Source organism: Rhodospira trueperi (assembly GCF_900101965.1).
Lineage (GTDB): Bacteria > Pseudomonadota > Alphaproteobacteria > Rhodospirillales > Rhodospirillaceae > Rhodospira > Rhodospira trueperi.
In genome coordinates, this window is the sequence record NZ_FNAP01000014.1 from 30,791 (window position 1) to 56,195 (window position 25,405).

Consider the following 25,405-nt stretch of genomic DNA (forward strand, 5'->3'; position numbering starts at 1 on the left):
CATCACAGCTCGTCCAGCAGATTGCCCTGCCGCGAATCACCCCGCGTCTTTCGGGCGCGCTTGGGCGCGGCGGCGGGCCGCGTCGCGACCGGGGATGACGGTCCCGTTGGCCCCGTTCCACCGGCCGCGCTGCCGTCGATGACCGCGCCCACGCGTCCGTCCGCGAATTGAAGCGTCACCGGCTGGCCCGCCGGGGCCGCGCCGGCCGCCGTGACCGGTCGGTCGTCCGCATCGCGCACCAGCACGAAGCCCCGGTCCAGCACCTTGCGGAAGGAATAGCTCTCCAGCAGCCGGCCGCGTCCGTCCAGGCGGGCGGCGGCATCGTCCACGGCGCGGCGGGCGGCGCGGTCCAGTCCCTGGCCGAGGTGCGTCAGGTCGCGGCCGCGCAGGCTCACCACCTCGCGCGGACTGCGCAGGCGGGCAAACAGCCGGTCCACCTCCGCTTGCCGGCGCTCCAGCAGGGTCGGCCACGCCAGCGCGAGCCGTTGGGCGCGGTCGTCCAGCCGCTGGGTGCGGTCCTCCACCAGCCGGCCCAGGTCGGGAAGCCCGCGCGCCAGCCCCGTCAACCGCGCCCCACGCTCCTCCAGCACACGCCCGACGGCCCCCAGCAGGCGGCGGCCGTCGTCGCTCACCCGCGCCAGCAGGTCGAGGCGCACCGGCACCACCATCTCGGCGGCGCCCGTGGGCGTGGGGGCGCGCAGATCGGCGGCGTGGTCGATCAGCGTCGTGTCGGTCTCATGCCCGACCGCCGAGACCAGGGGAATCGCCGAGTCGGCGGCGGCGCGCACGACGGTTTCCTCGTTGAAGGCCATCAGGTCCTCAAGGCTGCCACCGCCGCGCGCGACGATCAGCACGTCCGGGCGCGGCACCGATCCGCCCGGCGCCAGTGCATTGAAGCCGTTGATGGCCGCCGTGATCTCCCCGGCCGCTTCCTCCCCCTGCACCCGCACCGGCCAGACCAGCACATGCACCGGGCAGCGGTCGTTCAGCCGGTGCAGGATGTCGCGGATCACCGCGCCCGTCGGCGAGGTCACCACGCCGACCACGCGCGGCAGGAACGGGATCGGCCGCTTGCGTTCGGGGGCGAACAGGCCCTCGGCGGCGAGCCGGCGGCGGCGCTCCTCCAGCATCTTGAGCAGTGCGCCCTCACCGGCCAGTTCCAGCGACTCCACGATGATCTGATAGCTTGACCGCCCGGCGTAGGTGGTCAGGCGGCCGGTGGCGATGACCTCCAGCCCCTCTTCGGGCCGCACCGACAGCTTGGCCATGGCGCCGCGCCAGATGACGCCGTCCAGGACCGCGCCCTCGTCCTTCAGGCGCAGATAGCAGTGGCCGGAGCCGGCGACCTTGGGCTGGCTGATCTCGCCGCGCACCCGCACGCGGCCGAAGGCGTCCTCGACCGTGCGCCTGAGCGCCTGCGACAGGTCGGAGACGCTGAGTTCCGGCAGGTTGTGGGCGGTGTCGGGCGTTTCGGGTGGTGTGATCATGGGCTGACGATATGCTAGACAGGGCGCCGGACGCAAAGAACTCGAAGGGGAGGCATCAACATGAAGGTCCTGGTGGTCGGCGGCGGCGGACGCGAACACGCGCTGTGCTGGGCCATCGCGCGCTCGCCGCGCTGTTCAGGGCTGTGGTGCGCGCCCGGCAACGCCGGCATCGCCGACGTGGCGACGTGCCTGCCCGAGGTGGGCGCGGAGGACATCGAAGGCATTCTGTCCGCTTGCCGCGACCACGCCATCGACCTGGTGGTGGTGGGACCGGAGGCGCCCCTGGTCGCCGGTCTGGTGGACCGGCTGCAGGCCGCGGGCATCACTGCCTTCGGTCCCACGGCGGCGGCGGCGCGCTTGGAGGGCTCCAAGGCGTTCATGAAGGCGGTGCTGGCCGAGGCCGGCGTGCCCACGGCCCGATCCGCGACCTTCACCGACGCGGGCGACGCCAAGGCGCACATCAAGGACCGGGGCGTGCCGTGCGTGGTCAAGGCCGACGGGCTGGCCGCCGGCAAGGGCGTGCTGATGTGCGAGACCGAGGGCGAGGCCCTGGCGGCCATCGACACGGTGATGACGGAGCGTGCCTTTGGCGGCGCCGGCGAGCGGATCATCATCGAGGATTGGCTGGGCGGCGAGGAAGCCAGCGCCTTCGCCCTCTGCGACGGCACGACGGCGGTCTGGATGGGCGCCGCGCAAGACCACAAGCGGGTCGGTGAGGGCGACACAGGCCCCAACACCGGCGGCATGGGCGCCTACTCGCCGACACCGGCCGTGACGGAGGCCATGGCCGACCGCATCATGACAGAGATCATTCAGCCCACCGTGGACGCCATGGCGGCGCGCGGGACTCCCTTCAAGGGCGTGCTGTTCGCCGGCCTGATGATCGACGACGAGGGCCCTAAGGTTCTGGAGTTCAACGTGCGCTTCGGCGATCCGGAATGTCAGGTGCTGATGCTCCGGCTCGACGGCGACCTTCTGGACCTGCTGGAGGCCGCCGCGACGGGCCGGCTGGCGGAGGTCGGGGCACCCCGCTGGCGGCCGGAAGCGGCTCTGGTGGTGGTGATGGCGGCGCGCGGCTACCCGGGCGCCTACGAGAAGGGAACCGCCATCGGTGGCCTGGAGGCAGCCGGCGCCATCAGCAACATGGAGATCTTCCACGCCGGCACCCGCCGCGACGGGTCCGGCGCCGTTCTGGCCAACGGCGGGCGCGTGCTCGGCGTCACGGCGCTGGGGACAACCGTCGCCCAGGCCCGCACCCGCGCGCACGCCGCCATCGATGTCCTGTACTGGCCCGAGGGCTTCTGCCGCCGTGACATCGGCTGGCGGGCCGTCGAACGGGAAGAGGCGAGCGCGGGCGCATAGGCCGGCGCCGGTGCCCCGCCCTACAACCCGGCCGCCATGTCCTTGAGGAAGGCGGCGACATCGTCGCGCATGTCCGGTCGGTCCAGGGCGAACGCCATGTTGGCCTTGAGGAACCCGACCTTGTCGCCGCAGTCGAAGCGCGTGCCCTCGAACCTCAGGCCGTGGAAGGGCACGCCGTCGTCGATGGTGGCGGCCATGCCGTCGGTGAGCTGGATTTCTCCGCCCGAGCCCTTGCCGATGGACCCCAGGCGGTCCATGACCGTGGCGTCCAGCACATAGCGCCCGATGATCGACAGCGTTGAGGGCGCGTCCTCCGGCTTCGGCTTTTCCACCAGACCGTCGGCGCGGGCCAGCCGGCCGTCGTCCGACTGCACTTTCAGGATACCGTAGCGGTTGGTGTGCTCGCGCGGCACATCCTCCGTCGCCACCACGTTGCCGCCGACCTTGGCGTGGGCCTCGATCAACTGGCCGATGGCCGGCGTGTCGGACAGGATCAGGTCGTCGGGCAGGATGACGGCGAAGGGTTCGTCCTCTCCGATGAAGGCGCGGGCGCACCACACCGCGTGGCCCAGGCCCAGAGGGTTCTGCTGGCGCGTCGAAATGACGGTGCCGGGGGCCGGAATGGCGGCGCGCAGAGTCTCCAGCGCCTCGGTCTTGCCGCGCGCGCCCAGTAGCTGCTCCAGTTCGAAGGCATGGTCGAAATGCTCGACCAGGACATGCTTGCCGCGCCCGGTGACGAAGATGAAGTACTCGATGCCGGCCGCCGCCGCTTCCTCGACCGCGTACTGGATCAGCGGCTTGTCCACCACGGGCAACATTTCCTTGGCCATGGTCTTGGTCGCCGGCAGGAACCGGGTGCCCAGGCCGGCCACGGGAAAGACGGCCTTTCGAACAGGCTTGGTCATGATGACTCCCTTTGCGATGCGATGACGCGCCGCCCTCGTCGACGGCGGATCGTGTCGGGGCCGGTTGTGCCACGGGCACGGAGGCGGCGCAAGCAAGGCCGGCCCGGCCCGCGCCCGCCGCCACCGCCGACCGGGGCGCCGACCGGGGCGCCGACCGGGGCGCCGATCGGGGTGCCGCAATCATGCCCCATTCTCCGGTCAAAAAACGGGATCTGTCTCCCCCTCGTCAGGTGACAAGAGGCCGAGCCCATGACCCGACTCCCCGCCGTGTCCCGCCTGCGTGCCGTCCTTGGCATGTCCGTGCTGGTCGTTCTTGCCATGATGGTGATCGCGACCGCGCCCGGCCCGGCCACCGCCCAGGTGCGCATCGACATCACCGGGGGGCGGCCCGAGCCGCTGCCCATCGCCATTCCCGACTTTTCGGGGGGCGGAGACCCCGCCGGCGCCCAGCGTGGCCGCGAGGTCGCCGCCGTCATCACCAACGATCTGCGCGGTTCCGGCCTGTTTCGGCCGCTCGACCCGGCGGCCTTCATCCAGGCCTTCGCCTCGTTGGACGAGCGCCCGCGCTTCGAGGACTGGCGCGCGCTCAAGGCCCAGGCGCTGGTGCAGGGGCAGGTGCAGGCGCTGCCCGACGGCCGCATTCAGGTCGGCTTCCGGCTGTGGGACGTGTTCGCCTCCCAGCAGTTGGTTGGCACCCAGATCGTCACCGATCCGACGAACTGGCGGCGCGCCGCGCACATGGTGGCGGACGAGATTTACAAGGCATTGACCGGCGAGGAGGGCTATTTCGACACCCGCATCGTCTATATCGCCGAGACGGGGCCGGCCACCAACCGCACCAAGCGGCTGGCCATCATGGATCAGGACGGCGCCAACAACCGCTATCTGACCAACGGCGAGGCCCTGGTGCTGACGCCCCGATTCTCGCCGACGGCGCAGGAAATCACCTACATGTCCTATTACCAGGGCGTGCCCCGGGTGTACCTGTTCAACATCGACACCGGCCGGCGCGAGTTGCTCGGCAACTTCCCCGGCATGACCTTCGCGCCCCGGTTCTCTCCGGACGGCAACAAGGTGGTGCTGAGCATGGCCGAGTCCGGCAATTCAGACCTGTACCTGATGGATCTGCGGACCCGCCAGTCGCGCCGCCTGACCGACAACCCGGCCATCGACACCTCGCCGTCGTTCTCCCCCGACGGAACGCGCATCACGTTCAACAGCGACCGGGGCGGTTCCCAGCAGATCTATGTGATGGGCGCCAACGGCGGCGGCGTGACCCGCATCAGCTTCGGCGACGGCCGCTATGCGACGCCCGTATGGTCGCCGCGCGGGGACCTGATCGCCTTCACCAAGATGAAGGGCGGCACGTTCTACATCGGTGTCATGGCGCCCGATGGCGGCGGCGAGCGCATCCTGACCGAGGGCTATCTGGTGGAAGGCCCGACCTGGGCGCCCAACGGCCGCGTGCTGATGTTCTTCCGCCAGCAGCCGGGCGGGGCGACACGGCTCTACAGCATCGACCTGACGGGTTACAACGAGCGCCCGGTGCCGACGCCCACCGACGCCTCCGATCCGGCGTGGTCGCCGCTGTTGCCGTAACCGCTGGATCGTCGGCCGCTGGATTTTCGTCGGCATCGTCCTGGGACAAGTACGGGGGGCCACAACCATGTCGCACCCACACGCCGAATTCTGCTGGACCGAACTCATGACTCGCGACCCGGAGCGAGCGAAAGCCTTTTACGCGACCACGCTGGGGTGGACCTTCACCCCTCATGACGACGCCGGAACCTACTGGATCGCCCGCAAGGACGACCGGCCGGTCGCCGGGATGCTCGTGATGGAGGGAGAGGCGTTCTTCGACGGTGTCCCCGACAATTGGTTCTGCTACATCGGCACCGACGACCTTGACGCGACGCTCAAGGCGGCACAAGAGGCGGGCGCCCAGGTGCTGCGTGGGCCGTTCGAGGCCGCCGGCTACCGCATCGTCATTCTGCGCGATGCCACCGGCGCGGCCATCGGCTTTTCGCAGGACCTGTCAGAGGCCGCGTGAACCGGTTTCCGGTGAAGCGGGTTCGCACCTGTAGGGCGGCTGGCCGTAGGACAGCAGCCGTTCAGAAACAGGATCTCTTTCCGTCATATGGTGGGTGTCTTTCGTCCACCCGCCCACCGTGCTGTTGCCGTGATACGAAGTCCGTTTGATCCGTTCGCATATGCGTAGGTTGGGGTGAGCGCAGCGAACCCCAACATCGGCCGAAACGTTGGGGTTCGGTGCGTGGCACCTCACCCCAACCTACGGGAATCCGGTCGAAGAACGCGAACCAATCAAGCGGTTTTAGTATAGTCGGGTGACCGGGACCGACCACGCGGGCCTCACGCCACCAGCCGGGCCGCCAGATCCGCCGCGTCGGTCACCGGAGCCGAGCACACCGGCCCCCGGCACACATACGCCGTCGGGCGCCCGTCCACCATGGCCTTGCCGTGCGTCGGATGACCGGGTGGCGGCTCGGCGGCGGGCTCGCGGTACGAGACCACCACGCCGGGCACCGCGCTGTCGGCCACGGCCCGCGCCAGCGCCCGCGTTTCCGGCGCCGCGCGCGGGCCGAGCAGCACCACCTGGGTGCCGCCCTCCAGCAGTTCCAGCGCCTCCAGCAGGGTGGCCGAGTGCGGATACAGCCGCGCCAGCACCCCGCCGAACGCCCGCGCCGTGCCCTCGGCGAGATCGCGGTAGCGCCCCTCGCCGGTCAACAGCCACAGCCGCGCCAAAGCCACCGCCATGGCGCCGTTGCCCGATGGGGTTGGGTTGTCCACCGCCGTCTTGTGGCGGACGATCAGGTCGTCGGCATCCTCTGCGGTCAGGAAGAACCCGCCGGCCTCGGCGTCGTGGTACTGGGCAACAGCGGTCTCCACCCAGGCGCGGGCGTGGTCGAGAAAACCGTCCTCCCCCGTGGCCTCGTGCAGCGCCAGCGCCGCCAGCGTCATGTGGCCGTAGTCGTCCAGCACCGCCGTTCGCTTCAGCCGTCCCAGCCGCCACGCGTGGCCCAGCCGCGCCCGGCCGGTGTCGTCGGTCCAGGTCATGGTGTCGAGCACCCCCCGGAACGCCTCCGCCGCGCGCTCCAGCCACGCCGGCCGGTCGAAGGCCAGCCCGGCGCGCGCCAGCGCGACGATGGTCAGGCCGGTCCAGTCGGCCAGAACCTTGTCATCGCGGGCGGGACGCACACGGGTTTCGCGCACCTTCAAGAGGCGCGCCCGCGCCGCCGCCAGCCGGGCTTCGACCTCCGGCCCCGGCTCCGGCTGGGCACCGGAGCGGTTGAGGATCACCTTGCCCTCCCAGTTGCCACCGGGCGTCACCCCGTAGGCCGCCTTGAACAGGGTCAGTGTCTCCGCATCATCGCCCAGAACGGCGTCGATCTCCGCCGCCGTCCAGACGTAGAATTTGCCCTCCTCGCCCTCGCTGTCGGCGTCCAGCGCGGCGGCGAAGGCGCCGTTGTCCGCGCGCATCTCACGCTCCAGCCAGGTCACCGTTTCCTCGACCCGGGCCTGGAGGAGGGGGGACCGGTCGGCGGTCCACACCCGGGTCAGCAGGTCGATCCACAGGGCGTTGTCGTACAGCATCTTTTCGAAGTGCGGGACGAGCCAAGCCTCGTCCGTGGCATAGCGCGCCAGACCGCCGCCCAGATGGTCCCAGATGCCGCCCTGGGCCATACGCTCCAGGGTACGGCGCGCGGCGGCGCCCAGCATGTCCTCGCCGGTGCGCAGATGGGCGCGCCACAGGGCGGAAAAGGCATAGGCCATGGGGAACTTCGGCGCCCCCTGAAGCCCGCCGTGGACCGGGTCCACATAGCCCGCCAGCGACCGCGCCCACTCGTCCATGTCCGCCCGGGTGGGCAACGGCACGCCGTCCGGCGTCGCCCCCGACCGCGCGGACTGGCTCAGACCGTCGCGCAGGCTTTCGGCGGCCTGCTCCACCTGTCCGTCGCCGGCAAGATAGATCTCGGAGACCCGCTTCAGCACCTGGGGGAAGCCCATGCGGCCATACCGAGGCTCCGGCGGGAAGTAGGTGCCGCCGGTAAACGGCGTCCCGTCCGGGGTCAGGAACATCGTGAGCGGCCAGCCCGGCTGTTCCCCCATCATCGACAGTGCGGTCATGTAGACGGCGTCGACGTCGGGCCGTTCCTCCCGGTCCACCTTGATGCAGACGAACAGGTCGTTCATCAGCGCGGCGATGTCGGGGGTCTCGAAGCTCTCATGGGCCATGACGTGGCACCAGTGGCAGGCGGCATAGCCGACCGACAGCAGGATCGGCTTGTTTTCGGCGCTGGCGGCGGCCAGCGCCTCCGGCCCCCACGGCCACCAGTGGACCGGATTGTCCTTGTGCTGGAGCAGGTAGGGGCTGGTCTCGGCGCCGAGACGATTTTGGGACATGGCCAACGGTCTCCATGAACGCGGGGCGACCCGCGACGGACGGCGGGCGCGGACGGGACTCGGGGGGTTTGATTCCCCACCCGGTCCCGATAAGGTTGGGATGGCGCCGGGATGGAACAACCGTTCGCCCCGCCCAAGGGAGGGATCGAAGCGATGAAGCTGCACATCGACGTGGACTGCACGCCCGAGGAAGCCCGCGCGTTCCTGGGCCTCCCGGACGTGCAGCCGATGCAGGGCGCGCTGATGAACCAGCTTCAGGAGCGGTTGGAGGCCAATCTGGCGGCCACCGATCCGGAGGTGCTGTTCAAGACCTGGCTGCCGCACCAGATCGGCAACCTGGAGCAGTTGCAGAAATTCTTCTGGCAGCAGTTCGCCCAGGCCGCCAGCCGCGCCACCGGCGGCAGCGGTGGGTCGGAGCGGGAGTGACGCAACTACCGCCCGGCCCCGGGGCGTAACGTGCCCAAGGATTGGATCGCGGCCGTAGGGCGGCGGGCCGAAGGACAGCCGCCGGGATGGCGATGGGCGGCGGGTGCCCTGCGGTCACCCGCCCTACGTGATGTCGGCAAGGAACACCGCGACCCGGTCCCTATCCGGACGCCACATCCGGCGCATCCTACCCTCGTTCCTGTCTCTGGACCGCTTCCATGTAGCGCCGCAGCACGCCGTTGATGCGGGTCTGATAGCCCGGCCCCTGGTTCTTGAAGAACGCCAGAATGTCCGGATCGAGCCGCAATGAGACCGGCATCTTGCGCGCCGGAAGCAATTCAGCATCGCGGAACCAAGCCTCGTCCAGGATCGGCGCGACATCCGGGTCTTCGCGAATGTCGCGTTCGAGCTCCTCGTCCGCGACATCGTCAAGGGCATCCAGGACTTCCTGGCGCGGCTTGATGTCGTCCCAACTCTTCCTGATAACGCGCTCGCTCATCTTTCCTCGCTTCGTCGATAGCCCATTGAGCCTCGTCTAGCTCGCAAGATCATCAAGAGCCCGAGGATGGGCCTCAAGAGAACGCATCTGCTTCTTCGTTCTCCATATTAACTTAGGGACGCTTGGAAAAATTACTGGGCTGTGCCTGGACCACCAAACAATCAGACCGAGTCGCTCAGGAGAACGTCTGTCAGAAGAAATTTTTATCGTAGCTTCCGTTTTCGGCGGAATGCACTGGTCAATTCTTTTGTCAAGAGCGGAGACAACGACATCGCGCAAGCCCCAATCTTCTGCTGTAAAGTGCAAATTATTGTTATCTCCAACTTTAAAGGACTTTATATTGTTTACGATAATGGGATATGCTGACGGATTGTAGATTTTAACTCGGCACTCACTTTCATCGGTCAATGTTGATCGAACCACCTCAACATACACAAGTGGCCGTACCTCCAAGAACCTCAACACGGCGAGGATCGTGCTTAAGATCGCCCCCCAAAGCGCGATGCCCGTATTGATATTAAAATCCATCCCGAAACCCTTTTTCACTGAAACGCCACCGCGAACAGGCTCTCGCACACGCTTGGATTGCTATGCTGGCACAGTGTAGGTTGGGGTGAGCGAAGCGAACCCCAACACCGTTCAGAGCCGTTGGGGTTCGGCGCGCAGCACCTCACCCCAACCTACAACTCCACTCCCCCGTTCCCGCCCAGTTTCCACATGCGATCAAGGACCTTCCTTACCAACCCAACGTTAAGGTCGCCCCACCCATCCGTCAATACACGCTGTCCATACAGCTTGCTTCCGGCCGTGTCCCCGGGCATGCTCCGCGCCATGCCAACCCAGCCGCCCGACACGCCCACCCTGTTCGCCCTGTCCACCGCGCCCGGTCGCGCCGGGGTGGCGGTCATTCGTGTGTCCGGACCCAACGCCGGCGCCGCCCTGTGCGCGCTGACCGGCCGCGCCGCGCCTCCGGAGCCGCGCCGGGCCACCCGCGCGCGGTTCCGCGATCCGGCCACGGGCGAAACCCTGGACGACGGCCTGGTCCTGTGGTTCCCCGGCCCGGCCAGCTACACCGGCGAGGACATGGCCGAGCTGCACGGCCACGGCGGCCGCGCCACCATCCGCGCGCTGCTGGATGCGCTCGCCGTCCTGCCCGGCCTCACCCCGGCGGAACCCGGCGCCTTCACCCGGCGCGCCTTCGACGCCGGCAAGCTGGACCTGACCGCCGTCGAGGCCCTGGCCGACCTGATCGACGCCGAGACCGCCGCGCAACGGCGTCAGGCACTGCGCCAGAAGGACGGCGCCCTGGCCCGCCTCGTCGAGGGGTGGCGGGAGCGGCTGGTACGCGCGCTGGCTCACCTGGAGGCGACCATCGACTTTTCGGACGAGGATCTGCCCGAAACGCTGCTGCCGTCCCTGCTGGACGACGTCGCCGCGCTGGAAGCGGACATCGCCGCCCACCTCGCCGAACCGCCCCGGGGCGAGCGCCTGCGCGACGGGGTGCATGTCGCCGTGCTGGGGCCGCCCAACGCCGGCAAGTCCAGCCTGGTCAACGCCCTGGCCCGGCGCGAGGCCGCCATCGTCTCGGCCATCGCCGGCACCACGCGCGATGTGGTCGAGGTTCACCTGGACCTGGACGGGTTCCCGGTGGTGCTGGCCGACACCGCCGGCCTGCGCGACTCCGCCGATGTCATCGAACAGGAGGGCGTGCGCCGCGCCCACGCCCGCGCCGAGGCGGCGGACCTGCGCCTGCTGCTGCTGGACGGTGGGGTCGAAGACCCGCTCGACCCGGCGGTGGCGCCGCTGGTGGCCGATGCGGAGACGCTGGTGGTGCTGAACAAGACCGACCTGCGCGGCGCGGCGCCGTTTCCGATCCTGCCCGGTGGGCGCGCGCCGCTGCCGCTGTCGCTGGCCACCGGGGCGGGGCTCCAGGCCCTTCTGTCCATGCTGACCGAGCGTGTCCGGTCCCAATCCGAGACCGGGGCCGCCGCGCCGCCGGCCCTGACCCGCGCCCGCCATCGCCACGCGCTGGAGGAGACCCGCGACGCCCTGGCCCGCGCCCGGGAGGCGCCCTTGCCGGAACTGGTGGCGGAGGACCTGCGCCTTGCCGCCCGCGCGCTCGGCCGCCTGACCGGCCGTGTGGACGTCGAGGATCTCCTGGATGTGATCTTTGGCGACTTCTGCATCGGGAAGTGACGCCGGCCGGCGGGGGCTTTCCGCGAGCCTACGGAGAAAGAAACAACGACGGTGATGCAGGCGATTGCCGCGACGCGGCGGGCAAAGCGTCGCGTCACCGATTCCGGCTGACTGTCCCGCTGTGTGGGGAAACCCCGCCCGACGGACGGCGGACGTCGTGCCACGGTCCTAGCGTCGCCTGTCTCATCGCCGCGAGCACATTCCGAGCGGTTCGATCCGGATCACGCGGGATGGGCTCTACACATTGAACAGGAAGTGGACCACATCGCCGTCCTGCACGACGTAGTCTTTGCCCTCTGAGCGCATTTTGCCGGTTTCCTTGGCGCCGGCCTCGCCGCCGCAGGCGATGAAGTCGTCGTAGGCGATGGTCTCGGCGCGGATGAAGCCGCGCTCGAAGTCGGTGTGGATCACCCCGGCCGCCTCCGGGGCCTTGGCGCCGCGCCGCACGGTCCAGGCGCGGGCTTCCTTTGGCCCCACGGTGAAGAACGTCAGCAGGTCGAGCAGTCCGTACCCGGCGCGGATGACCCGGGTCAGGCCGGTCTCGGCCAGCCCAAGGTCCTCCAGGAACGCGGCCTTTTCCTCGGCGTCTTCAAGCTGGGCCACCTCGGACTCGATGGCCGCCGAGATGATGACATGGGCCGCGCCCTCGGCGGCCGCCTTTTCCGCCACCTTGGCCGAGAGTGCGTTGCCCTCGGCCGCCGATCCCTCATCGACGTTGCAGACGTACAGAACCGGCTTGGTGGACAGAAGGTTCAGTTGCTGGAACTGTTTCAGCGCCTCCGCGTCGTCCGGCTTCGCCATGCGCGCCGGCTTGCCCTCGCGCAGCAGCTCCAGCGCCGGTTCCATGACCGCGATCTGCGCCTTGGCCAGGGCGTCGCCGCCCTTGGCCTTCTTGCCCAGGGGCACGATGCGCTTTTCCAGACTCTCCAAATCGGCGAGCAACAGTTCCGTTTCGATGGTCTCGGCGTCGCGCACCGGGTCCACCGAACCGTCCACATGGGTGACGTTCTCGTCCTCGAAGCAGCGCAGCACGGAGACAATGGCGTCGGTCTCGCGGATGTTGGCCAGGAACTGGTTGCCCAGGCCCTCGCCCTTCGATGCGCCGCGCACCAGCCCGGCGATGTCCACGAACTCAAGCTGGGTGGGGATCAGCTTGGCCGACTTGCTCAGCACCGCGAGCCTGTCCAGCCGGTCGTCGGGCACGGCGACACGGCCCACGTTGGGTTCGATGGTGCAGAACGGGAAGTTGGCCGCCTGGGCCGCCGCCGTGGCGGTCAGCGCGTTAAAGAGCGTGGACTTGCCCACGTTGGGCAGGCCGACGATGCCGCAGTTGAATCCCATCGGGCGCCTGTTCGGTTGAAGCGGAGAAGACCTCGCGGGGCCTTACCGCACCGCCGCCGGACTGGCAACAGGGGAATGCGGCGCGGCGGCCCCGGACCGTCCGGTGTCGGCGGCTATGACCGATGTTCGCCAGCGGGGGGCGACGCCCAGATCCAGCGCCACACCGAGCCGTTTTCCGGATCATCCACGGGCTCGCTCCACTGGAACCCGCGTCCGCGCAGGATCTGGCACGCCGGCCCGTCGCGCCGCCGGGTGTGGGCGATGACGCGGCGGACGTCCGGCCGCGCCCGGGCGATGTTCAGAAGCGCCTCGGTCATGGCGGTGCCGTGGCCATATCCCCGGAACGGCGGAAAGGTGAAGGACGCGATCTCAACGGTCCCGTCGCGGCATGGCGCCTTGAAGCCGCACGACCCCACCACCGTGTTGGTCCCGGGATCAATGGCCAGATAGATGATCCACGGTGGTTCGTGGCCATTGGCGGCATACAGTTTCTGGGTGGCGATCGCGGCGACGACGAGGAAATCGCGGGACTCGCTGATCCCCAGCCCGGGCGGCAGGGCGTCGAAGCCATGGTCGGCCAGGGCGGCGGCCATCTCAACGGGTACGGCCAACAGCCTCATGCCGACCCGCCGGATTGCTCCGCCTCCGCGTTAGCGCCTGGGCGCCGTCGGCTCCGCCCCGCTCGGGGGCCGTCGCCCGCGCGCCATGCCTTGCCCAGCGTGTCGCGAAGCTGGCGGCGCGGCACCTCCTCCACGCCCTCGCGGGGCAGGGGCCCCAGGATGAAGGGGCCGTAGCCCACCCGGATCAGCCGCGTGACCGACCAGCCCAGATGCTCCATGACTCGTCGCACCTCTCGGTTGCGGCCCTCACGCAGGGCCACGGTCACCCAGGCGTTGGACCCCTGCTGGCGCTCCAGCGCCGCCTTGATGGGGCCATAGCGGACCCCCTCCACCGTCACACCATCCTCCAGCCCCACCAGCCGATCCGGATCGACCCGGCCATGCACCCGCACCCGGTAGCGCCGCACCCAGCCGGTGTCCGGGTGCTCCAGGTGGCGGGCCAACGCCCCGTCGTTGGTCAGAAGCAGCAGCCCCTCGCTATTCAGATCCAGCCGGCCGACACTGACGACGCGCGGCAGATCACCCGGCAGGTTGTCGAACACCGTCGGGCGGCCCTGGGGGTCCTTTGTCGTGGTCACCCGTCCCGCCGGCTTGTGATAGCGCCACAGGCGTGTTTCCTCGGCCGCCGCCACGGGGGCGCCGTCCACGGTGACGACATCGGCGGACCCGACGTTCAGGGCCGGGCTGTCCAGCACGCGCCCGTTGACCGCGACGCGCCCCTCGGCGATGAGCCGTTCGGCGTCTCGACGGGAACAGACGCCGGCACGGGCGAGCACCTTGGCGACACGGTCTCCGGGAGGCGGGTCGGTGGCACCGGCGTTCGCGGGTGTCGGGGCGGAGGGCGTTGAGGGCGTCACGGGAACGGAACCGACGGGCTGGAGAAATCGACAGTGTACCCTGCATGTAGCCCACCGGGCGCTTCGCGTCCATGATGATATGACATAGGGCGTCGTGTCGCCTGGTCCCCGTACGTGATCGGCGAAGGCTTCCATGCGCGGCGGGTCGCCGCCCGAACCGGCGTCGGAACCGAGCAAACAGCCGCGCCGTGCGCGTGTCCTGCGATGGTCCCTCCCCCTACACCCGCCCCATTCGTGGCACCGGGAAGCGCTCCAGGAGCCGGCGTTCCAGCTGGTCGCGGACCTCACGGTAGGCGTCCAGGCGGACATCCCGACTGCCCTCGATCAGCGACGGGTCGAAGGTGTTCCAGAATTCCACCTCGCAGGCCATGGTGCGGGTCATGTCCACGGCCTTGTGCTGGGCCTCCGGCGACAGCGAGATGATGAGGTCGAAGTTCTCGTCCTCCAGGTCCTCGAACGCGCGGGCGCGGTGGCCGGTCAGGTCCACGCCGATCTCATCCATGACCGCGATCATGAAGCCGTCCGTGGCACGGGGGCGCACGCCGACCGAGTCGACCCAGACCCGGTGGCCGTGATAACGGCGCAGGATCCCGGCGGCCATCGGCGAGCGCAGGGCGTTGTGGGTACAGGCGAACAGGACGGCGCCGGGCAGGGCGAGCGGGTCCACCATCCCTCTCACCCCTTGATGTGGAGGACACAGATCAGGGTGAACAGCCGCCGCGCGGTGTCGTGGTCGATCATGATCTTGCCGGCGAGGCGCTGGCTCAGAAGCTCGGCACCTTCGTTGTGCAGGCCGCGCCGGCCCATGTCGATGGACTCGATGCGCGACGGCGAGGCGCCGGACGTGATGGCGCCGTAGTAGCTCTCGCACACCATGAAGTAGTCCTTCACGATGCGGCGGAAGGGCTTGATGGACATCAGGAAGCGGTGCAGCGGCCGGTCGTCCTCGGACCGGACGTCCAGCACCAGGCGGTCGTCCTCAAGGCTCAGGACAAGGACATAGGGTCCCTTGGCCCCTTTCAGGCGGAACCGGTTGTCCTCCATCAGGTCGAACAGGGCGACGGACTGCTCATGTTCGACCTCGGGGCGGCGACGGACGAGGGTCGCCTCGTCCAGCCGAACGTCCACCAGTCGGTGGTCGGGGCCGAACGGGTTGGCATGGCCGCCCGTCAGCATGGGTCAGCCCGCGTCGGCCGGCCGCTCGCGCGGCATATTGAGGCGGATGGCGACGGACAGGCCGTGCGCGCCGAGCCCCTCGGCCTGCGCCAGCCGCACGGCCGACGGGCCGATGGTCGCCAGGGCGTTCGCGTCGCAGCCCAGCAGCGTCGTGCGTTTCATGAAGTCGAGCACCCCCAGGCCGGAGGAGAACCGCGCCCCCCGCGATGTCGGCAGCACATGGTTCGGCCCGCCGACGTAGTCGCCCACGGCTTCCGGCGTGTGGCGACCCAGGAAGATGGCGCCGGCGTGGCGCACGCGGGCGGCCAGCGCGTCCGGATCGGCCACGGCCAGTTCCAGGTGCTCGGGGGCGATGGCGTCCACCAGGGGCGGCGCCTGTTCGTCCAGGTCCTCGACCACGATCAGCGCGCCGTGCCGGCGCCAGCTTTCCGCCGCGATGGCCGAGCGGGGCAGGGTGCGCAGGTGGCCCTCGACGGCCTCGGCCACCGCCCGGGCGAAGGCGGCGTCATCGGTGATGAGAATGGCCTGGGCGGCCTCGTCATGTTCGGCCTGACTCAGCAGATCGGCGGCGATCCAGGCTGGATCGTTGTCGCGGTCGGCGACCACCAGGATCTCGGACGGTCCCGCGATCATGTCGATCCCGACGGTGCCGAAGACCTGCTTCTTGGCCGACGCGACATAGGCGTTGCCGGGGCCGACGATCTTGTCCACCGGGGCGATGGTCCCGGTGCCGTAGGCCAGCGCGCCCACCGCCTGGGCGCCGCCGATGCGGAAGATCTCGTCCACGCCGGCCAGCCGGGCGGCGGCCATCACCAGCGGATTGATGACGCCGTCGGGCGTCGGCACCACCATGGTCAGGCGCTCGACCCCGGCGACCTTGGCCGGAATGGCGTTCATCAGCACGGAGGACGGATACGCCGCCGTGCCGCCGGGCACGTACAGGCCGACGGCGTCCACCGGGGTGTGGCGCTGTCCCAGCCGTACCCCCGTCGGGTCGGTGAAGGCAATGTCGGTGGGACGCTGATGTTCGTGGAAGCGGGTGATGCGCTCCGATGCCGTGTTCAGGGCGGCCAGGGTCTCCGGATCGACCCGGCCGGCGGCATCGTCGATGGTCTCGTCGTCCAGCCGCAGGGTGTGGGTGGTCAGGTGGACGCGATCAAAGCGCTGGGTGTAGTCGATCACGGCCTGATCGCCGCGCGCGCGCACGTCGGCCAGGATCTCGGCCACCACGGGATCGACACTGGTGTCGAACTCGGCCCGCGCGGCCAGCAGGCCGGCGAAGGCCTCGTCGAACGCGGGGTCGGCTGTGTTCAGTTCAGCGACCATTGGCGACCACCTCCGAAATGCCGTCGATCCAGCGGTTCAGTTCGGCCGACCGGGTCTTCAACGCCGGTCGGTTGACGATCAGGCGCGAGGTGATGTCGGCGATGTGCTCGATCTCCACCAGTCCGTTGGCGCGCAGGGTGCTGCCGGTCGAGACCAGATCGACGATGCGTCGGCACAGACCCAGGGCGGGCGCCAACTCCATGGCCCCGTTCAGCTTGATGCACTCGGCCTGCACGCCGCGTGCCGCGAAGTGGCGCCGGGTGACTTCCGGATACTTGGTGGCCACGCGCACATGCGACCAGCGGCCGGGATCGTCCTCGCCGCTCAGCGCCTCGGGCTCGGCCACGGCCAGCCGGCAGGCCCCGATGCCGAGATCAAGCGGCGCGTAAAGCTCCGGATAGCTGAACTCCATCAACACATCCTGCCCGCAGATGCCCAGTTGGGCGGCGCCGAAGGCCACGAAGGTGGCGACGTCGAACGACCGCACCCGGATCAGGTCGATATGGGGATGGTTGGTCCCGAAACGCAGGGCGCGGGAGGCGGGATCGTTGAACTCGGGCGCGGGCTCGATGCCCACCGCGCTCAACAGCGGCAGGGCTTCGGACAAGATGCGCCCCTTCGGCAGGGCGATGACCAGGGGATCCGGGATCATGGAACGGCTCGGCAGGTGGACGGGGCCGCCTGTGTAGCACGACCCCGGACCCGAAGGCCACGGTCCCGGACGGCGGGCCTAGGGCAATCGGGTGAAAGGGTGTGTGGTCGCAAAGACGCGGCAATGAAGACGTGGGGATCATATGCCTTGTGGCGGAACGCCCCACCATCATTTGTCTAGGTAGGGCGGATTCGACCCGCACAGCGGGGCAATCCGCCGCGTGGCGGTGATGCGGCGGGTTGCGCCTTCGGCGCGAACCCGCCCTACGAAGTCTCGCTACGAAGTCTCGCGTTTCGCCAACTGTGCATTCACCCGATTGCCCGGACGGCGGGCCTGGCTACTGGGCGTTGATGAAATTGCTCATCGCGACAACGGCCATGAAGCCCATGCCGACCATGACGGCGATCGCCCCCGCGATGACGCCGTAGTGCCACAGGCTGAGCACCGGCTTCGGCTTTTCCGGCGGCTTCAGGGCTTCCTCCAGGGCGGCGATGCGCTCATCCGTCGCCGCCGCGGCCTCATTCTCGTCGGTCATCGCGGCGCGTTCCTTGCGCAGGCGATCCAGTTCGAGCTGGTTCTGATGTCGGGTCCGCAAACGAAGCTCGTCAACGAGGGACATGGCCATGGGAACGCTCCAGGTGGGCTTTCAACTGTGGATCGGAACCGGAATCGCACGCCACACGGCGAGTCCCGGGACGATGCGGGGGGATCATACCCAACACGGTGGGCAGGGGCAAACCTGACGGTCGGCTTGGTCGGACACCGTGGCGCCCGTATACTCCCGCGCCGAGGGGTTCCAAACCGACGCCAACGAGGGGGAAGACGTCATGGAGGCGGGGCAGGGGGTGCTGGGGATCGTTGCCATCGTGGCGCTGTGCTGGGCCTTCAGCGAGCGGCGCGGGGCCATCCCGTGGCGGCCGGTGCTGATCGGGCTGGCATTGCAGCCGGTGCTGGCGCTGATCCTGCTGAAGACGCCGGGCGCGCCCACCGTCTTCGTGTGGCTCAATCAGGTGGTTCTGGCGTTGCAGGAGGCCACGCGGGCCGGCACGTCGTTCGTGTTCGGCTATCTCGGCGGCGGAGACCTGCCGTTCGAGGAACCCTTTCCGGGTGCCGCCTTCGTGCTGGCCTTTCAGGCGCTGCCGCTGATCCTGGTGGTCAGCGCCCTTTCGTCGGTGCTGTTCTACTGGCGCGTCCTGCCCACGATCGTCGGCGGCTTCGCCTGGGGGTTGCGACGCGCCATGGGCGTGGGCGGCGCCGTGGGCCTGTCGTCGGCCGCCAACGTCTTCGTCGGCATGGTCGAGGCGCCGCTGTTCGTGCGCCCCTACGTCGCCGCCATGACCCGCTCCGAGCTGTTCATGATGATGACCGTCGGCATGGCCACCATCGCCGGCACCGTCATGGTCATCTACGCTGGGTTCCTGCAAGGCATTCTAGAGACCCCGCTGGCGCACATCCTGATTGCCTCCATCATCAGCGCCCCGGCGGCGCTGGCGTTGGCCCTGATGCTGGTGCCGGGCGAGGCCGACGAGACGCCGACGGAGGCCCGCCTGACCCTGCCGCCGCCCGAGGCGCGCAACACCATGGAGGCCATCCTGATCGGCACGCGAGACGGCATCACCCTGCTGATCAACGTCGCCGCCATGCTGCTGGTCATGGTGGCGCTGGTGAGCCTCGTGAACCAGGCGCTCGGGCTGCTGCCGGCGGTGGCCGGCGAGCCCCTGACCCTGGAACGGATGCTCGGCTGGGTCATGGCGCCGGTGGTATGGCTGATCGGCATTCCGTGGGAGGAGGCGGCGGCGGCCGGCTCGCTGATGGGGATCAAGACCATCCTCAACGAGCTTCTGGCCTATGCCGGTATGGCTGGCCTGCCCGAGGATGCTCTGTCACCGCGCAGTGAACTGATCATGGCCTATGCCCTGTGCGGATTCGCCAACTTTGGCAGCCTGGGGATCATGCTGGGTGGCCTGACCGCCATGGCGCCGGAACGGCGGGGCGACATCGTCGCCCTGGGCGGCAAGACCATCGTCTCGGGGACCCTGGCGACGCTGATGACGGGCGCCGTGGTGGGGCTGGTGGCATGGTGAGCGCCACGGTGCGGGAGGTCGCGAGCCGCGAATTGCGCGCGGTGACCGGGGCGACCCGGTTCGCCACCCTGCTCGCCGATCCGCCGTGGCGGTTCACCAACCGCACCGGCAAGATGGCGCCGGAGCACCGCCGGCTGTCGCGCTACGGCACCATGACGGCCGAGGACATCGCCGCGTTGCCGGTGCCCGAGATCACCGCCGAGCCGGCACACTGTTACCTGTGGGTGCCCAACGCGCTGCTGCCCGAGGGCCTGCAGGTGCTGGCCGCCTGGGGCTTCACCTACAAGACCAACCTGATCTGGCACAAGGTCCGCAAGGACGGCGGCAGCGACGGGCGCGGCGTCGGCTTCTACTTCCGCAATGTCACGGAAATGGTGCTGTTCGGTGTGCGCGGGAAAAACGCCCGCACCCTCGACCCGGCGCGGCGGCAGGTGAACATGATCGCCGCGCAGAAACGCGAGCACTCCCGCAAGCCCGACGAACTCTATGACCTGATCGAGGCGTGCTCGCCGGGGCCGCGCCTGGAACTGTTCGCGCGCGGTACCCGGCCGGGTTGGACCTGCTGGGGCAATCAGGCCGACGAGGGATACGCGCCGACCTGGGCGACCTACGCCAACCACAGCGCCAGTGGGCGTGCGGGTCAGTCCAAGTCCGACCTGACGTCGAACGGCTGACGCATGCGATAGGTGAGTTGCGCCACGCCGCCCCCATGCTGCCGCACCCGCGCCAGGGAAGGCGACAGCCGGGAGGGCACGTCCGGGAACAGCGGCCGGCCCAGGCCGAGCCAGACCGGGATGACGAACATATCGATCTGGTCCACGCATCCATGGTGCAGGAACAGTGCGATGGTGCGCGCGCCGCCCACGACCCAGGTGTCGCCGTCGTCATGATCGCGAGCCCGGGTGATCAGGCTGGGGATGTCGTCCTCCCAACGGCGCACACCGGGCGGAAGGGCTCCGGTCAGCGGCCGGCGGCTGATGACGCGGCACGGTTTGTCGCCGTAGGGCCACGGGCCCAGCGAGGCCGTCTGGTCATAGGTGGCGCGTCCCATGATGAGGAGGCCGACCTCCTCGAAAAAACTTGCGTACCCGAGATTCTGATCCTCGAACGGCGCCAGCCAGTCAACGCCCCCATCGGGGGACGCGATGAAACCGTCCAGACTGACGGCCACATAGAGACGAACCGAGGCAACCATGGGCACACCAATCGCGGTGATCGTGCGAACGCGTATCGCCCATTGGCGCCCGACAGGCACGACCCGTCAAGGGGTTACGATCACAGTCGCACGGGAAAACTGAACAATGGTCGGGGCCGGCCCAGTGTTTCCCGTCCCCGCAGCCGAACCGAGTCCGCACACGAAAAAGGCGCCCTCTGTCAAGAGAGCGCCCTTCCGTAAGTGCTTGATTTTATTGGTCGGAGAGGCGGGATTCGAACCCACGACCCCTTGACCCCCAGTCAAGTGCGCTACCAGACTGCGCCACTCTCCGAATTCGAGGCCAGCACCGTCCGGCGCCAGCGGGAGAGGCACTATACCGATGCCTCCCACGCCATGCAATATCCGCGACGGCGCCGTCACCAACCGGAGCCTGGGGGCATGATCGGGGTCTGGTCATGGTGCCGCCGCCGGTCCAGGATGGAGGGCAGGCAGCACAGGAAGGACGAGTCCACCATGGAAACCCCTTATCCCGGGATCGACGAGGACGACATGGGCGGCATGACCGACCGGGGCCGCATTCTGCGCGACGCATGGGCGTTCGGCCTCATGCCGGAGACCGAGACCGGCGCGGGCTGGACCCGCAAGCGGTTCGAGGACCTGTGGGCTCGGGTGGAGCAGGAATGGCAGCGGTACGACTTCCGGGTGGCCAACTTGCCCGACGAGGTGCGCGCCCGCTTCGAGCGCATCCAGGCCGAGGCCCTGGCCGCCGCCCGCGCCGCCGGTTGGGATCCCGACGGCGACCTCGCCGACGAGGCGGACTGATGGGGCCGGGGTCGCACAAACCGTCGAGGACTCAAAGATTTTGCGAGAATGGGGGCGATCTGTTGTTTTATGGTGGCGTTCGGACCCCTTCCTTGGAGCCAGACGATGACGGACACGACGAGCAAGGCGGGCAAGGAGTACCTCGACCCCCGCAAGGAATTGGATGAGTCCGGGCGGCCGCGCCTTCGCAGCCGCGAGCTTTTTTACAGCGGCAGGGTGATCTTCGAGGAGGGCGACCAGGGTCAGCACGCCTACTACATTGAGAAAGGCCGGGTGGAAATCAGTGTCCGGGCCGGCTCCCACCGGGTTGTCGTGTCCGAACTCGGGTCCGGGGAGGTCTTCGGGGAAATGGCGCTGCTGTCGAATCAGCGCCGCGCGGCCACCGTCAAGGCCATGGAAGACACCACGGTCACCGTTATTTCACAGAACGAGTTGCAGAAAAAACTGGGCAAGATTGAGGATGTCGTCATCCGTTCCCTGATCTTTCTGCTGATCGACCGGCTGAAGAAGGCCAACAAGGGGCAAGCCCAGCAATACACGCGACTCGCCGATTTCCAGGACCGTATGATGGGCATCCACCATAGGATCGACAAGGAATTCGACGAGAAGCAACGCGAGGCGATGCGCGAGGAAATCGCCCCGCTTCTGGGACAGCTTGAGGCCGTGCTGGACAAATACGCGCAGCGCAAACAGAAGGCCTAAGCTTCACGGCGACGCGGCCGAGACACCCCTTCGAAGGCCGACTGCGGCGCCCCATGGCTTTTTGCGGCTTGGTCCGTGCCACGCGCCTCGGAACCACCGGCATTCAGATGACTCCACATGGGTCCGGACGCCGGGCGGGACGTTGCGGCCAGGCCACCCGAACCGCTTGGGCGTCGCGCCCCGTTCCGAATCGCTCGGGATTTGCACTAACCGCGCTCGTAGCGCGCAAGGAGGGCCTTGAGCTTCCCGGTTTCCGCGTCGCCGACATCCAGCCGGATGTGGGTGGCCGCGTCGGTGGTCGTGACAATGCTGCCGGGCAGGGTGCCGATGTCCGAAAGGGTGATCTCGAACGCCTTGTCCTGGGCGTCCTTCATCACGCGGTCCAGCGTGCCGACGCCGCTGAGGGACAGCTCTTGCAACAGGCAGGACTGCTTGGAACCGTTCGGGAAGGTCAGCGTCGCCGCCACGTTGACGGTGCGCAGGCGATTGCCCTCGCGATCCTCGTCGCTGCTGGAACGGATGATGCGTTCCAGCGAGGTCTGCATGGCCGCCACTCGCGTGCGCACCTCCTCCGCCGATGCCTTGACGGACCGTGCATGCCCGCCGGTGGTCTCGCTGCTCTGAGAGACGCTGTTGATGTTGTCCGAGGAGTCCTGCGTGCTGCGCGCGGCCAACTGCGCGTTGTGGCTGATCTCTCCGGTGGCCGCGGTCTGTTCCTCCACCGCCGCTGAAATGGCCGTCGAGATTTCGTTGAGTTGTCCGATCACGGTGCTGATGCGCTCGATCGCCTCAACGGCCTTGTTGGTGGCCGCCTGCATGCCCCCGATCTGGGCCGCGATATCCTCGGTCGCCTTGGCGGTCTGTGTGGCCAGGGTCTTGACCTCGTTGGCGACCACGGCGAAGCCCTTACCGGCCTCGCCGGCGCGGGCCGCCTCGATGGTGGCGTTCAGGGCCAGAAGATTGGTTTGCTTGGCGATGTCGCTGATCAGGTTGACGACGTCACCGATCTCGTTGGCCGCCTTGGCCAAGCCCGAGACGTGCTCATTGGTCGCGTTGGCCTCGTCCACCGCAAGCCGGGCCACATCGGCGGCGTTGCTGACTTGGCCGCCGATCTCGGAGATGGAGTTGGAGAGTTCCTCTGAGGCGGCTGCCACGGCGTCCACGTTGTTGGACGCATCGCGGGACGCGGACGCGGCCGCGTCGGCGCCATGCTCTGTCTCGCTCACGGCCTTGGTCATGGCGATCGCGGCGTCGTGCATGGTGCCTGCCTCCGACAGCACCGTGGCGAGGGCCCTCCGCACCTCTTCGTCCAGGGCGTTGGTCAACGCCAACATCTCGCCACGCACCCGGCGCGCGTTGCGGCGCTGCTGGGTGGCCTGCTCGCTCTGCAGGCGCTGGACCTCCTGGGCATTGTCCTTGAAGACCTCAATGGCCCCGGCCATCTCGCCGATCTCGTCGCGGCGGTTGGTGTCGGGGATGACGGTCTCTAGGTTGCCGCCGGCCAGCGCGGTCATCGCCTTGGTCAGGTGCTTCAGCGGGTGCGTGATGCCGCGAATGACGATGAAGGCCGTGCCAGCGGCCAGCGCCATGACGACCAGGGCGATTGCGGCAAGGTTCAAGCCTTTTTCCATGGCAGCCGCGTCGACGTCGCTGACATAAACACCGGTGCCGATCATCCAGTCCCAGGGGTCGAACCCGGCCGCCCACGAGACCTTGGGCTCCGGCTTGGTCTGTCCGGCCCGCGGGAACCGATAGGAAACCGCGCCGCCGCCGGTGCGGGCCGCCGCGATCATGTCCGCCACCATGGGCTCTCCGTCTGAATCCCTCAGATCCAGTTTGTTGGTCCCTTCCCATTCCGGTCGCGGGGGCATCGCCCTGGCCAGCCCGTCGTACTCATAGACGAAGACGTATTCGGCTCCACCCGAGTAGCGGATGGCCCGAATCGCTTCAAGCGCCCGGGTCTGCGCCGTTGCGGTCTCCAGTTCGCCCGCCTCGGCGCGCTCATGATAGTGGGCGGCGATCTCGCGGGCGGCTTCGGCCATGGCGCGGACCTGGGCCTGCCGTTCCTCCACAACGGCGTCGCGACTGAAGGTCACGGCAACGGCGATGAGCGTGACGATCCCCAATGTGGCCACAAGCGTGGGGAACCAGATTTTGACGCTGATCCTGATACTGTTCAGGCTCATAAACCTTCCCTTTCTCGTCGGCGGTCGAGTCGGGTTCTCGTGGCGTGAACGCGGGGGGGCAGGCACGGGCGATCCGTCGCGGCGTGAGCCGCGCAGTCCTCTGGGCGACGGGTGAGGCACGATGCGGGCGCGCTTGTGCGCGTTGATGTGCCATTCACCTCCGGCGTGATCGAATCAGGACCCTTGGCGGATCGAGAAAAGCATGTCGAATCGGGCCAGGGACAAAAGCTCGCTGACCTGCCCCGTGGGATTGGTCAGCACGACACTCACTCCCCTTTTTGAGGCCTGTTCGCGCAAGGTGATCAAGAAGCCGAGGCCGGCGGAGTCCATGTAGTCAAGACCTGCGAGGTCGACGGACAGTTGCCCCGTGCTACGGGACAGGGCATCTGAAGCGGCACGGTCAAAAGCCATTCGGTCAGCAAAGACCAGCTGCCCTTGCAGGCGAATCACCGTTGCGCCGGCGATTTGAGCGATTTCGTGCTTCATGCAAGTGATCCTTCTCGAAGGTGACAGAAAAACCCAAGGGGTTCCCGATTCTCGAAAAACGCAGAAAAACCGATGTGTTGCATGCAATCGAATTGTGCACGAACCCATTGATTAAGAAAACAGGTTTCAGAGGTGGGGGGGAGTCCTGCGCACTAAGGCAAACGCGCCAGCGGAACCGCAGGGTTCCGGGCGGCCTTTGACCCATGAGGCTGGTGCCTCATGGGGGATGATCCGTAGACCAAGATTGATTGTTTGACTATAGGGCGAACGGCATAGACTTTCCATAAGTAAGGCCGGCAGCACGCAGCGCCAGTAATGGGAGCTTCTCTTTTAAAGGTCGTGGCGTCGAGATGCTCCCAAAGCGGTTAAATATATAATGTTATATTTTATACTATGCAAGTATAGAGCGAAGCGAAATTCCGTATCAATGACCAATAGTCCAGAGTGCGAGAATGCCTCGTGAATTTATCATACCAGATATGCGTGCGTTGCGCGAAAAGGCGTTCTTTCAATTGATGCGAAGCCTGGGCGTTCGGCATTGGTGGGACGCTTCCTCATTCCGTCCCCGTGTTGCACATTTGTATTTTTTTAATGGGGTATGCGGCGTTGTGTTGCGCCTATTCGTCGTCGCAACGGGCTATGGTGGCGCGGGATGGTTCCGCCCCGCCCCGCCGGGCCGCTTGACGCGGTTTCGACACCG

The 25,405-nt window shown here is 68.1% G+C and carries 25 protein-coding genes and 1 tRNA gene; 9 read left to right on the top strand and 17 right to left on the bottom strand.

Annotation, left to right across the window (positions count from 1 at the left end; genetic code table 11):
* Positions 1 to 2: 2 nt before the first annotated feature.
* The gene (gene xseA / locus BLS85_RS15400) at positions 3 to 1,487 is read right to left on the bottom strand and encodes an exodeoxyribonuclease VII large subunit (RefSeq protein ID WP_092787631.1); all 1,485 of its coding nucleotides are present in this window, start codon (positions 1,485 to 1,487) and stop codon (positions 3 to 5) included.
* Positions 1,488 to 1,547: 60 nt separating this feature from the next.
* Between xseA and purD the strand changes: the two genes are divergently transcribed.
* On the top strand, positions 1,548 to 2,849 hold the full coding sequence (purD, locus tag BLS85_RS15405; RefSeq protein WP_092787632.1) for a phosphoribosylamine--glycine ligase: 1,302 nt from the start codon (positions 1,548 to 1,550) through the stop codon (positions 2,847 to 2,849).
* A gap of 20 nt (positions 2,850 to 2,869) precedes the next feature.
* Here purD and BLS85_RS15410 read toward each other — a convergent pair whose 3' ends face one another.
* Entirely contained in the window at positions 2,870 to 3,754 is an 885-nt protein-coding gene (locus BLS85_RS15410) for a UTP--glucose-1-phosphate uridylyltransferase (protein ID WP_092787633.1), read from the bottom strand.
* A 249-nt stretch (positions 3,755 to 4,003) separates the two neighbouring features.
* On the opposite strand from BLS85_RS15410, the gene tolB reads away from it, so the two are divergent.
* Positions 4,004 to 5,353 (top strand): Tol-Pal system beta propeller repeat protein TolB, encoded by a 1,350-nt coding sequence (gene tolB / locus BLS85_RS15415; RefSeq protein WP_092787634.1) that lies wholly within the window; start codon positions 4,004 to 4,006, stop codon positions 5,351 to 5,353.
* A gap of 67 nt (positions 5,354 to 5,420) precedes the next feature.
* Positions 5,421 to 5,804, top strand: a complete 384-nt coding sequence (locus BLS85_RS15420; RefSeq protein ID WP_092787635.1) for a VOC family protein — start codon at positions 5,421 to 5,423, stop codon at positions 5,802 to 5,804.
* Positions 5,805 to 6,124: 320 nt separating this feature from the next.
* Here the strand turns inward: BLS85_RS15420 and BLS85_RS15425 are convergent, their stop codons facing one another.
* A complete protein-coding gene (locus BLS85_RS15425; protein WP_092787636.1) occupies positions 6,125 to 8,176 on the bottom strand; it encodes a thioredoxin domain-containing protein in 2,052 nt (683 codons plus the stop codon).
* A 153-nt stretch (positions 8,177 to 8,329) separates the two neighbouring features.
* Here BLS85_RS15425 and BLS85_RS15430 point away from each other — a divergent pair, with 153 nt between their 5' ends.
* A complete protein-coding gene (locus tag BLS85_RS15430) occupies positions 8,330 to 8,602 on the top strand; it encodes a DUF6489 family protein (RefSeq protein ID WP_092787702.1) in 273 nt (90 codons plus the stop codon).
* 187 nt (positions 8,603 to 8,789) lie between these two features.
* Here the strand turns inward: BLS85_RS15430 and BLS85_RS15435 are convergent, their stop codons facing one another.
* The gene (locus BLS85_RS15435; protein ID WP_092787637.1) at positions 8,790 to 9,101 is read right to left on the bottom strand and encodes a BrnA antitoxin family protein; all 312 of its coding nucleotides are present in this window, start codon (positions 9,099 to 9,101) and stop codon (positions 8,790 to 8,792) included.
* A 36-nt stretch (positions 9,102 to 9,137) separates the two neighbouring features.
* Positions 9,138 to 9,629 (bottom strand): hypothetical protein, encoded by a 492-nt coding sequence (locus BLS85_RS18820; protein ID WP_143027220.1) that lies wholly within the window; start codon positions 9,627 to 9,629, stop codon positions 9,138 to 9,140.
* 303 nt (positions 9,630 to 9,932) lie between these two features.
* Here BLS85_RS18820 and mnmE point away from each other — a divergent pair, with 303 nt between their 5' ends.
* Positions 9,933 to 11,297 carry a tRNA uridine-5-carboxymethylaminomethyl(34) synthesis GTPase MnmE gene (mnmE, locus tag BLS85_RS15440; RefSeq protein ID WP_092787703.1) on the top strand — a complete coding sequence of 455 codons (1,365 nt, stop codon included), beginning with the start codon at positions 9,933 to 9,935 and terminating at the stop codon, positions 11,295 to 11,297.
* 237 nt (positions 11,298 to 11,534) lie between these two features.
* Here the strand turns inward: mnmE and ychF are convergent, their stop codons facing one another.
* The 8 genes from ychF to BLS85_RS15480 form a co-directional block, all read right to left on the bottom strand.
* Positions 11,535 to 12,638: a redox-regulated ATPase YchF gene (gene ychF, locus BLS85_RS15445; protein ID WP_092787638.1), complete on the bottom strand. Its 1,104-nt coding sequence runs from the start codon at positions 12,636 to 12,638 to the stop codon at positions 11,535 to 11,537.
* Between the two features lie 113 nt (positions 12,639 to 12,751).
* Complete coding sequence (locus BLS85_RS15450) at positions 12,752 to 13,258, bottom strand: GNAT family N-acetyltransferase (protein ID WP_092787639.1); 507 nt, start codon at positions 13,256 to 13,258, stop codon at positions 12,752 to 12,754.
* A complete protein-coding gene (locus BLS85_RS15455) occupies positions 13,255 to 14,034 on the bottom strand; it encodes a pseudouridine synthase (protein WP_245699258.1) in 780 nt (259 codons plus the stop codon). The genes BLS85_RS15450 and BLS85_RS15455 overlap by 4 nt, the downstream gene beginning before the upstream one ends.
* 298 nt (positions 14,035 to 14,332) lie before the next feature.
* Positions 14,333 to 14,785, bottom strand: coding sequence for an arsenate-mycothiol transferase ArsC (locus tag BLS85_RS15460; protein ID WP_092787640.1), 453 nt, complete (start codon positions 14,783 to 14,785; stop codon positions 14,333 to 14,335).
* A gap of 5 nt (positions 14,786 to 14,790) precedes the next feature.
* Positions 14,791 to 15,291, bottom strand: coding sequence for a UPF0262 family protein (locus BLS85_RS15465; protein WP_092787641.1), 501 nt, complete (start codon positions 15,289 to 15,291; stop codon positions 14,791 to 14,793).
* A 3-nt stretch (positions 15,292 to 15,294) separates the two neighbouring features.
* Entirely contained in the window at positions 15,295 to 16,617 is a 1,323-nt protein-coding gene (gene hisD, locus BLS85_RS15470) for a histidinol dehydrogenase (RefSeq protein WP_092787642.1), read from the bottom strand.
* The gene (gene hisG, locus BLS85_RS15475) at positions 16,607 to 17,269 is read right to left on the bottom strand and encodes an ATP phosphoribosyltransferase (RefSeq protein WP_092787643.1); all 663 of its coding nucleotides are present in this window, start codon (positions 17,267 to 17,269) and stop codon (positions 16,607 to 16,609) included. The genes hisD and hisG overlap by 11 nt, the downstream gene beginning before the upstream one ends.
* 337 nt (positions 17,270 to 17,606) lie before the next feature.
* Positions 17,607 to 17,894, bottom strand: coding sequence for a hypothetical protein (locus BLS85_RS15480; RefSeq protein WP_092787644.1), 288 nt, complete (start codon positions 17,892 to 17,894; stop codon positions 17,607 to 17,609).
* A 139-nt stretch (positions 17,895 to 18,033) separates the two neighbouring features.
* Between BLS85_RS15480 and BLS85_RS15485 the strand changes: the two genes are divergently transcribed.
* Both BLS85_RS15485 and BLS85_RS15490 read left to right on the top strand, forming a co-directional pair.
* A complete protein-coding gene (locus BLS85_RS15485) occupies positions 18,034 to 19,353 on the top strand; it encodes a NupC/NupG family nucleoside CNT transporter (protein ID WP_245699259.1) in 1,320 nt (439 codons plus the stop codon).
* On the top strand, positions 19,347 to 20,027 hold the full coding sequence (locus BLS85_RS15490; RefSeq protein WP_092787646.1) for an MT-A70 family methyltransferase: 681 nt from the start codon (positions 19,347 to 19,349) through the stop codon (positions 20,025 to 20,027). Before BLS85_RS15485 ends, BLS85_RS15490 begins: the two co-directional genes overlap by 7 nt.
* Here the strand turns inward: BLS85_RS15490 and BLS85_RS15495 are convergent.
* Together BLS85_RS15495 and BLS85_RS15500 are read right to left on the bottom strand one after the other, a co-directional pair.
* Entirely contained in the window at positions 19,994 to 20,548 is a 555-nt protein-coding gene (locus BLS85_RS15495) for a dihydrofolate reductase family protein (RefSeq protein ID WP_092787647.1), read from the bottom strand. The two genes, BLS85_RS15490 and BLS85_RS15495, sit on opposite strands and share 34 nt — an antisense overlap.
* 215 nt (positions 20,549 to 20,763) lie before the next feature.
* Positions 20,764 to 20,840, bottom strand: a tRNA-Pro gene (locus tag BLS85_RS15500).
* Between the two features lie 182 nt (positions 20,841 to 21,022).
* On the opposite strand from BLS85_RS15500, the gene BLS85_RS15505 reads away from it, so the two are divergent.
* Both BLS85_RS15505 and BLS85_RS15510 read left to right on the top strand, forming a co-directional pair.
* Complete coding sequence (locus BLS85_RS15505) at positions 21,023 to 21,331, top strand: hypothetical protein (protein ID WP_092787648.1); 309 nt, start codon at positions 21,023 to 21,025, stop codon at positions 21,329 to 21,331.
* Between the two features lie 105 nt (positions 21,332 to 21,436).
* Positions 21,437 to 22,033 carry a cyclic nucleotide-binding domain-containing protein gene (locus tag BLS85_RS15510; protein ID WP_176793791.1) on the top strand — a complete coding sequence of 199 codons (597 nt, stop codon included), beginning with the start codon at positions 21,437 to 21,439 and terminating at the stop codon, positions 22,031 to 22,033.
* Between the two features lie 206 nt (positions 22,034 to 22,239).
* Here the strand turns inward: BLS85_RS15510 and BLS85_RS15515 are convergent, their stop codons facing one another.
* Positions 22,240 to 24,219, bottom strand: a complete 1,980-nt coding sequence (locus BLS85_RS15515) for a methyl-accepting chemotaxis protein (protein WP_092787650.1) — start codon at positions 24,217 to 24,219, stop codon at positions 22,240 to 22,242.
* Between the two features lie 174 nt (positions 24,220 to 24,393).
* Positions 24,394 to 24,705 carry an STAS domain-containing protein gene (locus BLS85_RS15520; RefSeq protein WP_176793793.1) on the bottom strand — a complete coding sequence of 104 codons (312 nt, stop codon included), beginning with the start codon at positions 24,703 to 24,705 and terminating at the stop codon, positions 24,394 to 24,396.
* Between the last annotated feature and the right edge of the window lie 700 nt (positions 24,706 to 25,405).

Coding starts and splice junctions, on each gene's coding strand:
- xseA (WP_092787631.1), bottom strand. CDS start 1,487: ATGATCACACCACCCGAAACGCCCGACACCGCCCACAACCTGCCGGAA.
- purD (WP_092787632.1), top strand. CDS start 1,548: ATGAAGGTCCTGGTGGTCGGCGGCGGCGGACGCGAACACGCGCTGTGC.
- BLS85_RS15410 (WP_092787633.1), bottom strand. CDS start 3,754: ATGACCAAGCCTGTTCGAAAGGCCGTCTTTCCCGTGGCCGGCCTGGGC.
- tolB (WP_092787634.1), top strand. CDS start 4,004: ATGACCCGACTCCCCGCCGTGTCCCGCCTGCGTGCCGTCCTTGGCATG.
- BLS85_RS15420 (WP_092787635.1), top strand. CDS start 5,421: ATGTCGCACCCACACGCCGAATTCTGCTGGACCGAACTCATGACTCGC.
- BLS85_RS15425 (WP_092787636.1), bottom strand. CDS start 8,176: ATGTCCCAAAATCGTCTCGGCGCCGAGACCAGCCCCTACCTGCTCCAG.
- BLS85_RS15430 (WP_092787702.1), top strand. CDS start 8,330: ATGAAGCTGCACATCGACGTGGACTGCACGCCCGAGGAAGCCCGCGCG.
- BLS85_RS15435 (WP_092787637.1), bottom strand. CDS start 9,101: ATGAGCGAGCGCGTTATCAGGAAGAGTTGGGACGACATCAAGCCGCGC.
- BLS85_RS18820 (WP_143027220.1), bottom strand. CDS start 9,629: ATGGATTTTAATATCAATACGGGCATCGCGCTTTGGGGGGCGATCTTA.
- mnmE (WP_092787703.1), top strand. CDS start 9,933: ATGCCAACCCAGCCGCCCGACACGCCCACCCTGTTCGCCCTGTCCACC.
- ychF (WP_092787638.1), bottom strand. CDS start 12,638: ATGGGATTCAACTGCGGCATCGTCGGCCTGCCCAACGTGGGCAAGTCC.
- BLS85_RS15450 (WP_092787639.1), bottom strand. CDS start 13,258: ATGAGGCTGTTGGCCGTACCCGTTGAGATGGCCGCCGCCCTGGCCGAC.
- BLS85_RS15460 (WP_092787640.1), bottom strand. CDS start 14,785: ATGGTGGACCCGCTCGCCCTGCCCGGCGCCGTCCTGTTCGCCTGTACC.
- BLS85_RS15465 (WP_092787641.1), bottom strand. CDS start 15,291: ATGCTGACGGGCGGCCATGCCAACCCGTTCGGCCCCGACCACCGACTG.
- hisD (WP_092787642.1), bottom strand. CDS start 16,617: ATGGTCGCTGAACTGAACACAGCCGACCCCGCGTTCGACGAGGCCTTC.
- hisG (WP_092787643.1), bottom strand. CDS start 17,269: ATGATCCCGGATCCCCTGGTCATCGCCCTGCCGAAGGGGCGCATCTTG.
- BLS85_RS15480 (WP_092787644.1), bottom strand. CDS start 17,894: ATGGCCATGTCCCTCGTTGACGAGCTTCGTTTGCGGACCCGACATCAG.
- BLS85_RS15490 (WP_092787646.1), top strand. CDS start 19,347: ATGGTGAGCGCCACGGTGCGGGAGGTCGCGAGCCGCGAATTGCGCGCG.
- BLS85_RS15495 (WP_092787647.1), bottom strand. CDS start 20,548: ATGGTTGCCTCGGTTCGTCTCTATGTGGCCGTCAGTCTGGACGGTTTC.
- BLS85_RS15505 (WP_092787648.1), top strand. CDS start 21,023: ATGGAAACCCCTTATCCCGGGATCGACGAGGACGACATGGGCGGCATG.
- BLS85_RS15510 (WP_176793791.1), top strand. CDS start 21,437: ATGACGGACACGACGAGCAAGGCGGGCAAGGAGTACCTCGACCCCCGC.
- BLS85_RS15515 (WP_092787650.1), bottom strand. CDS start 24,219: ATGAGCCTGAACAGTATCAGGATCAGCGTCAAAATCTGGTTCCCCACG.
- BLS85_RS15520 (WP_176793793.1), bottom strand. CDS start 24,705: ATGAAGCACGAAATCGCTCAAATCGCCGGCGCAACGGTGATTCGCCTG.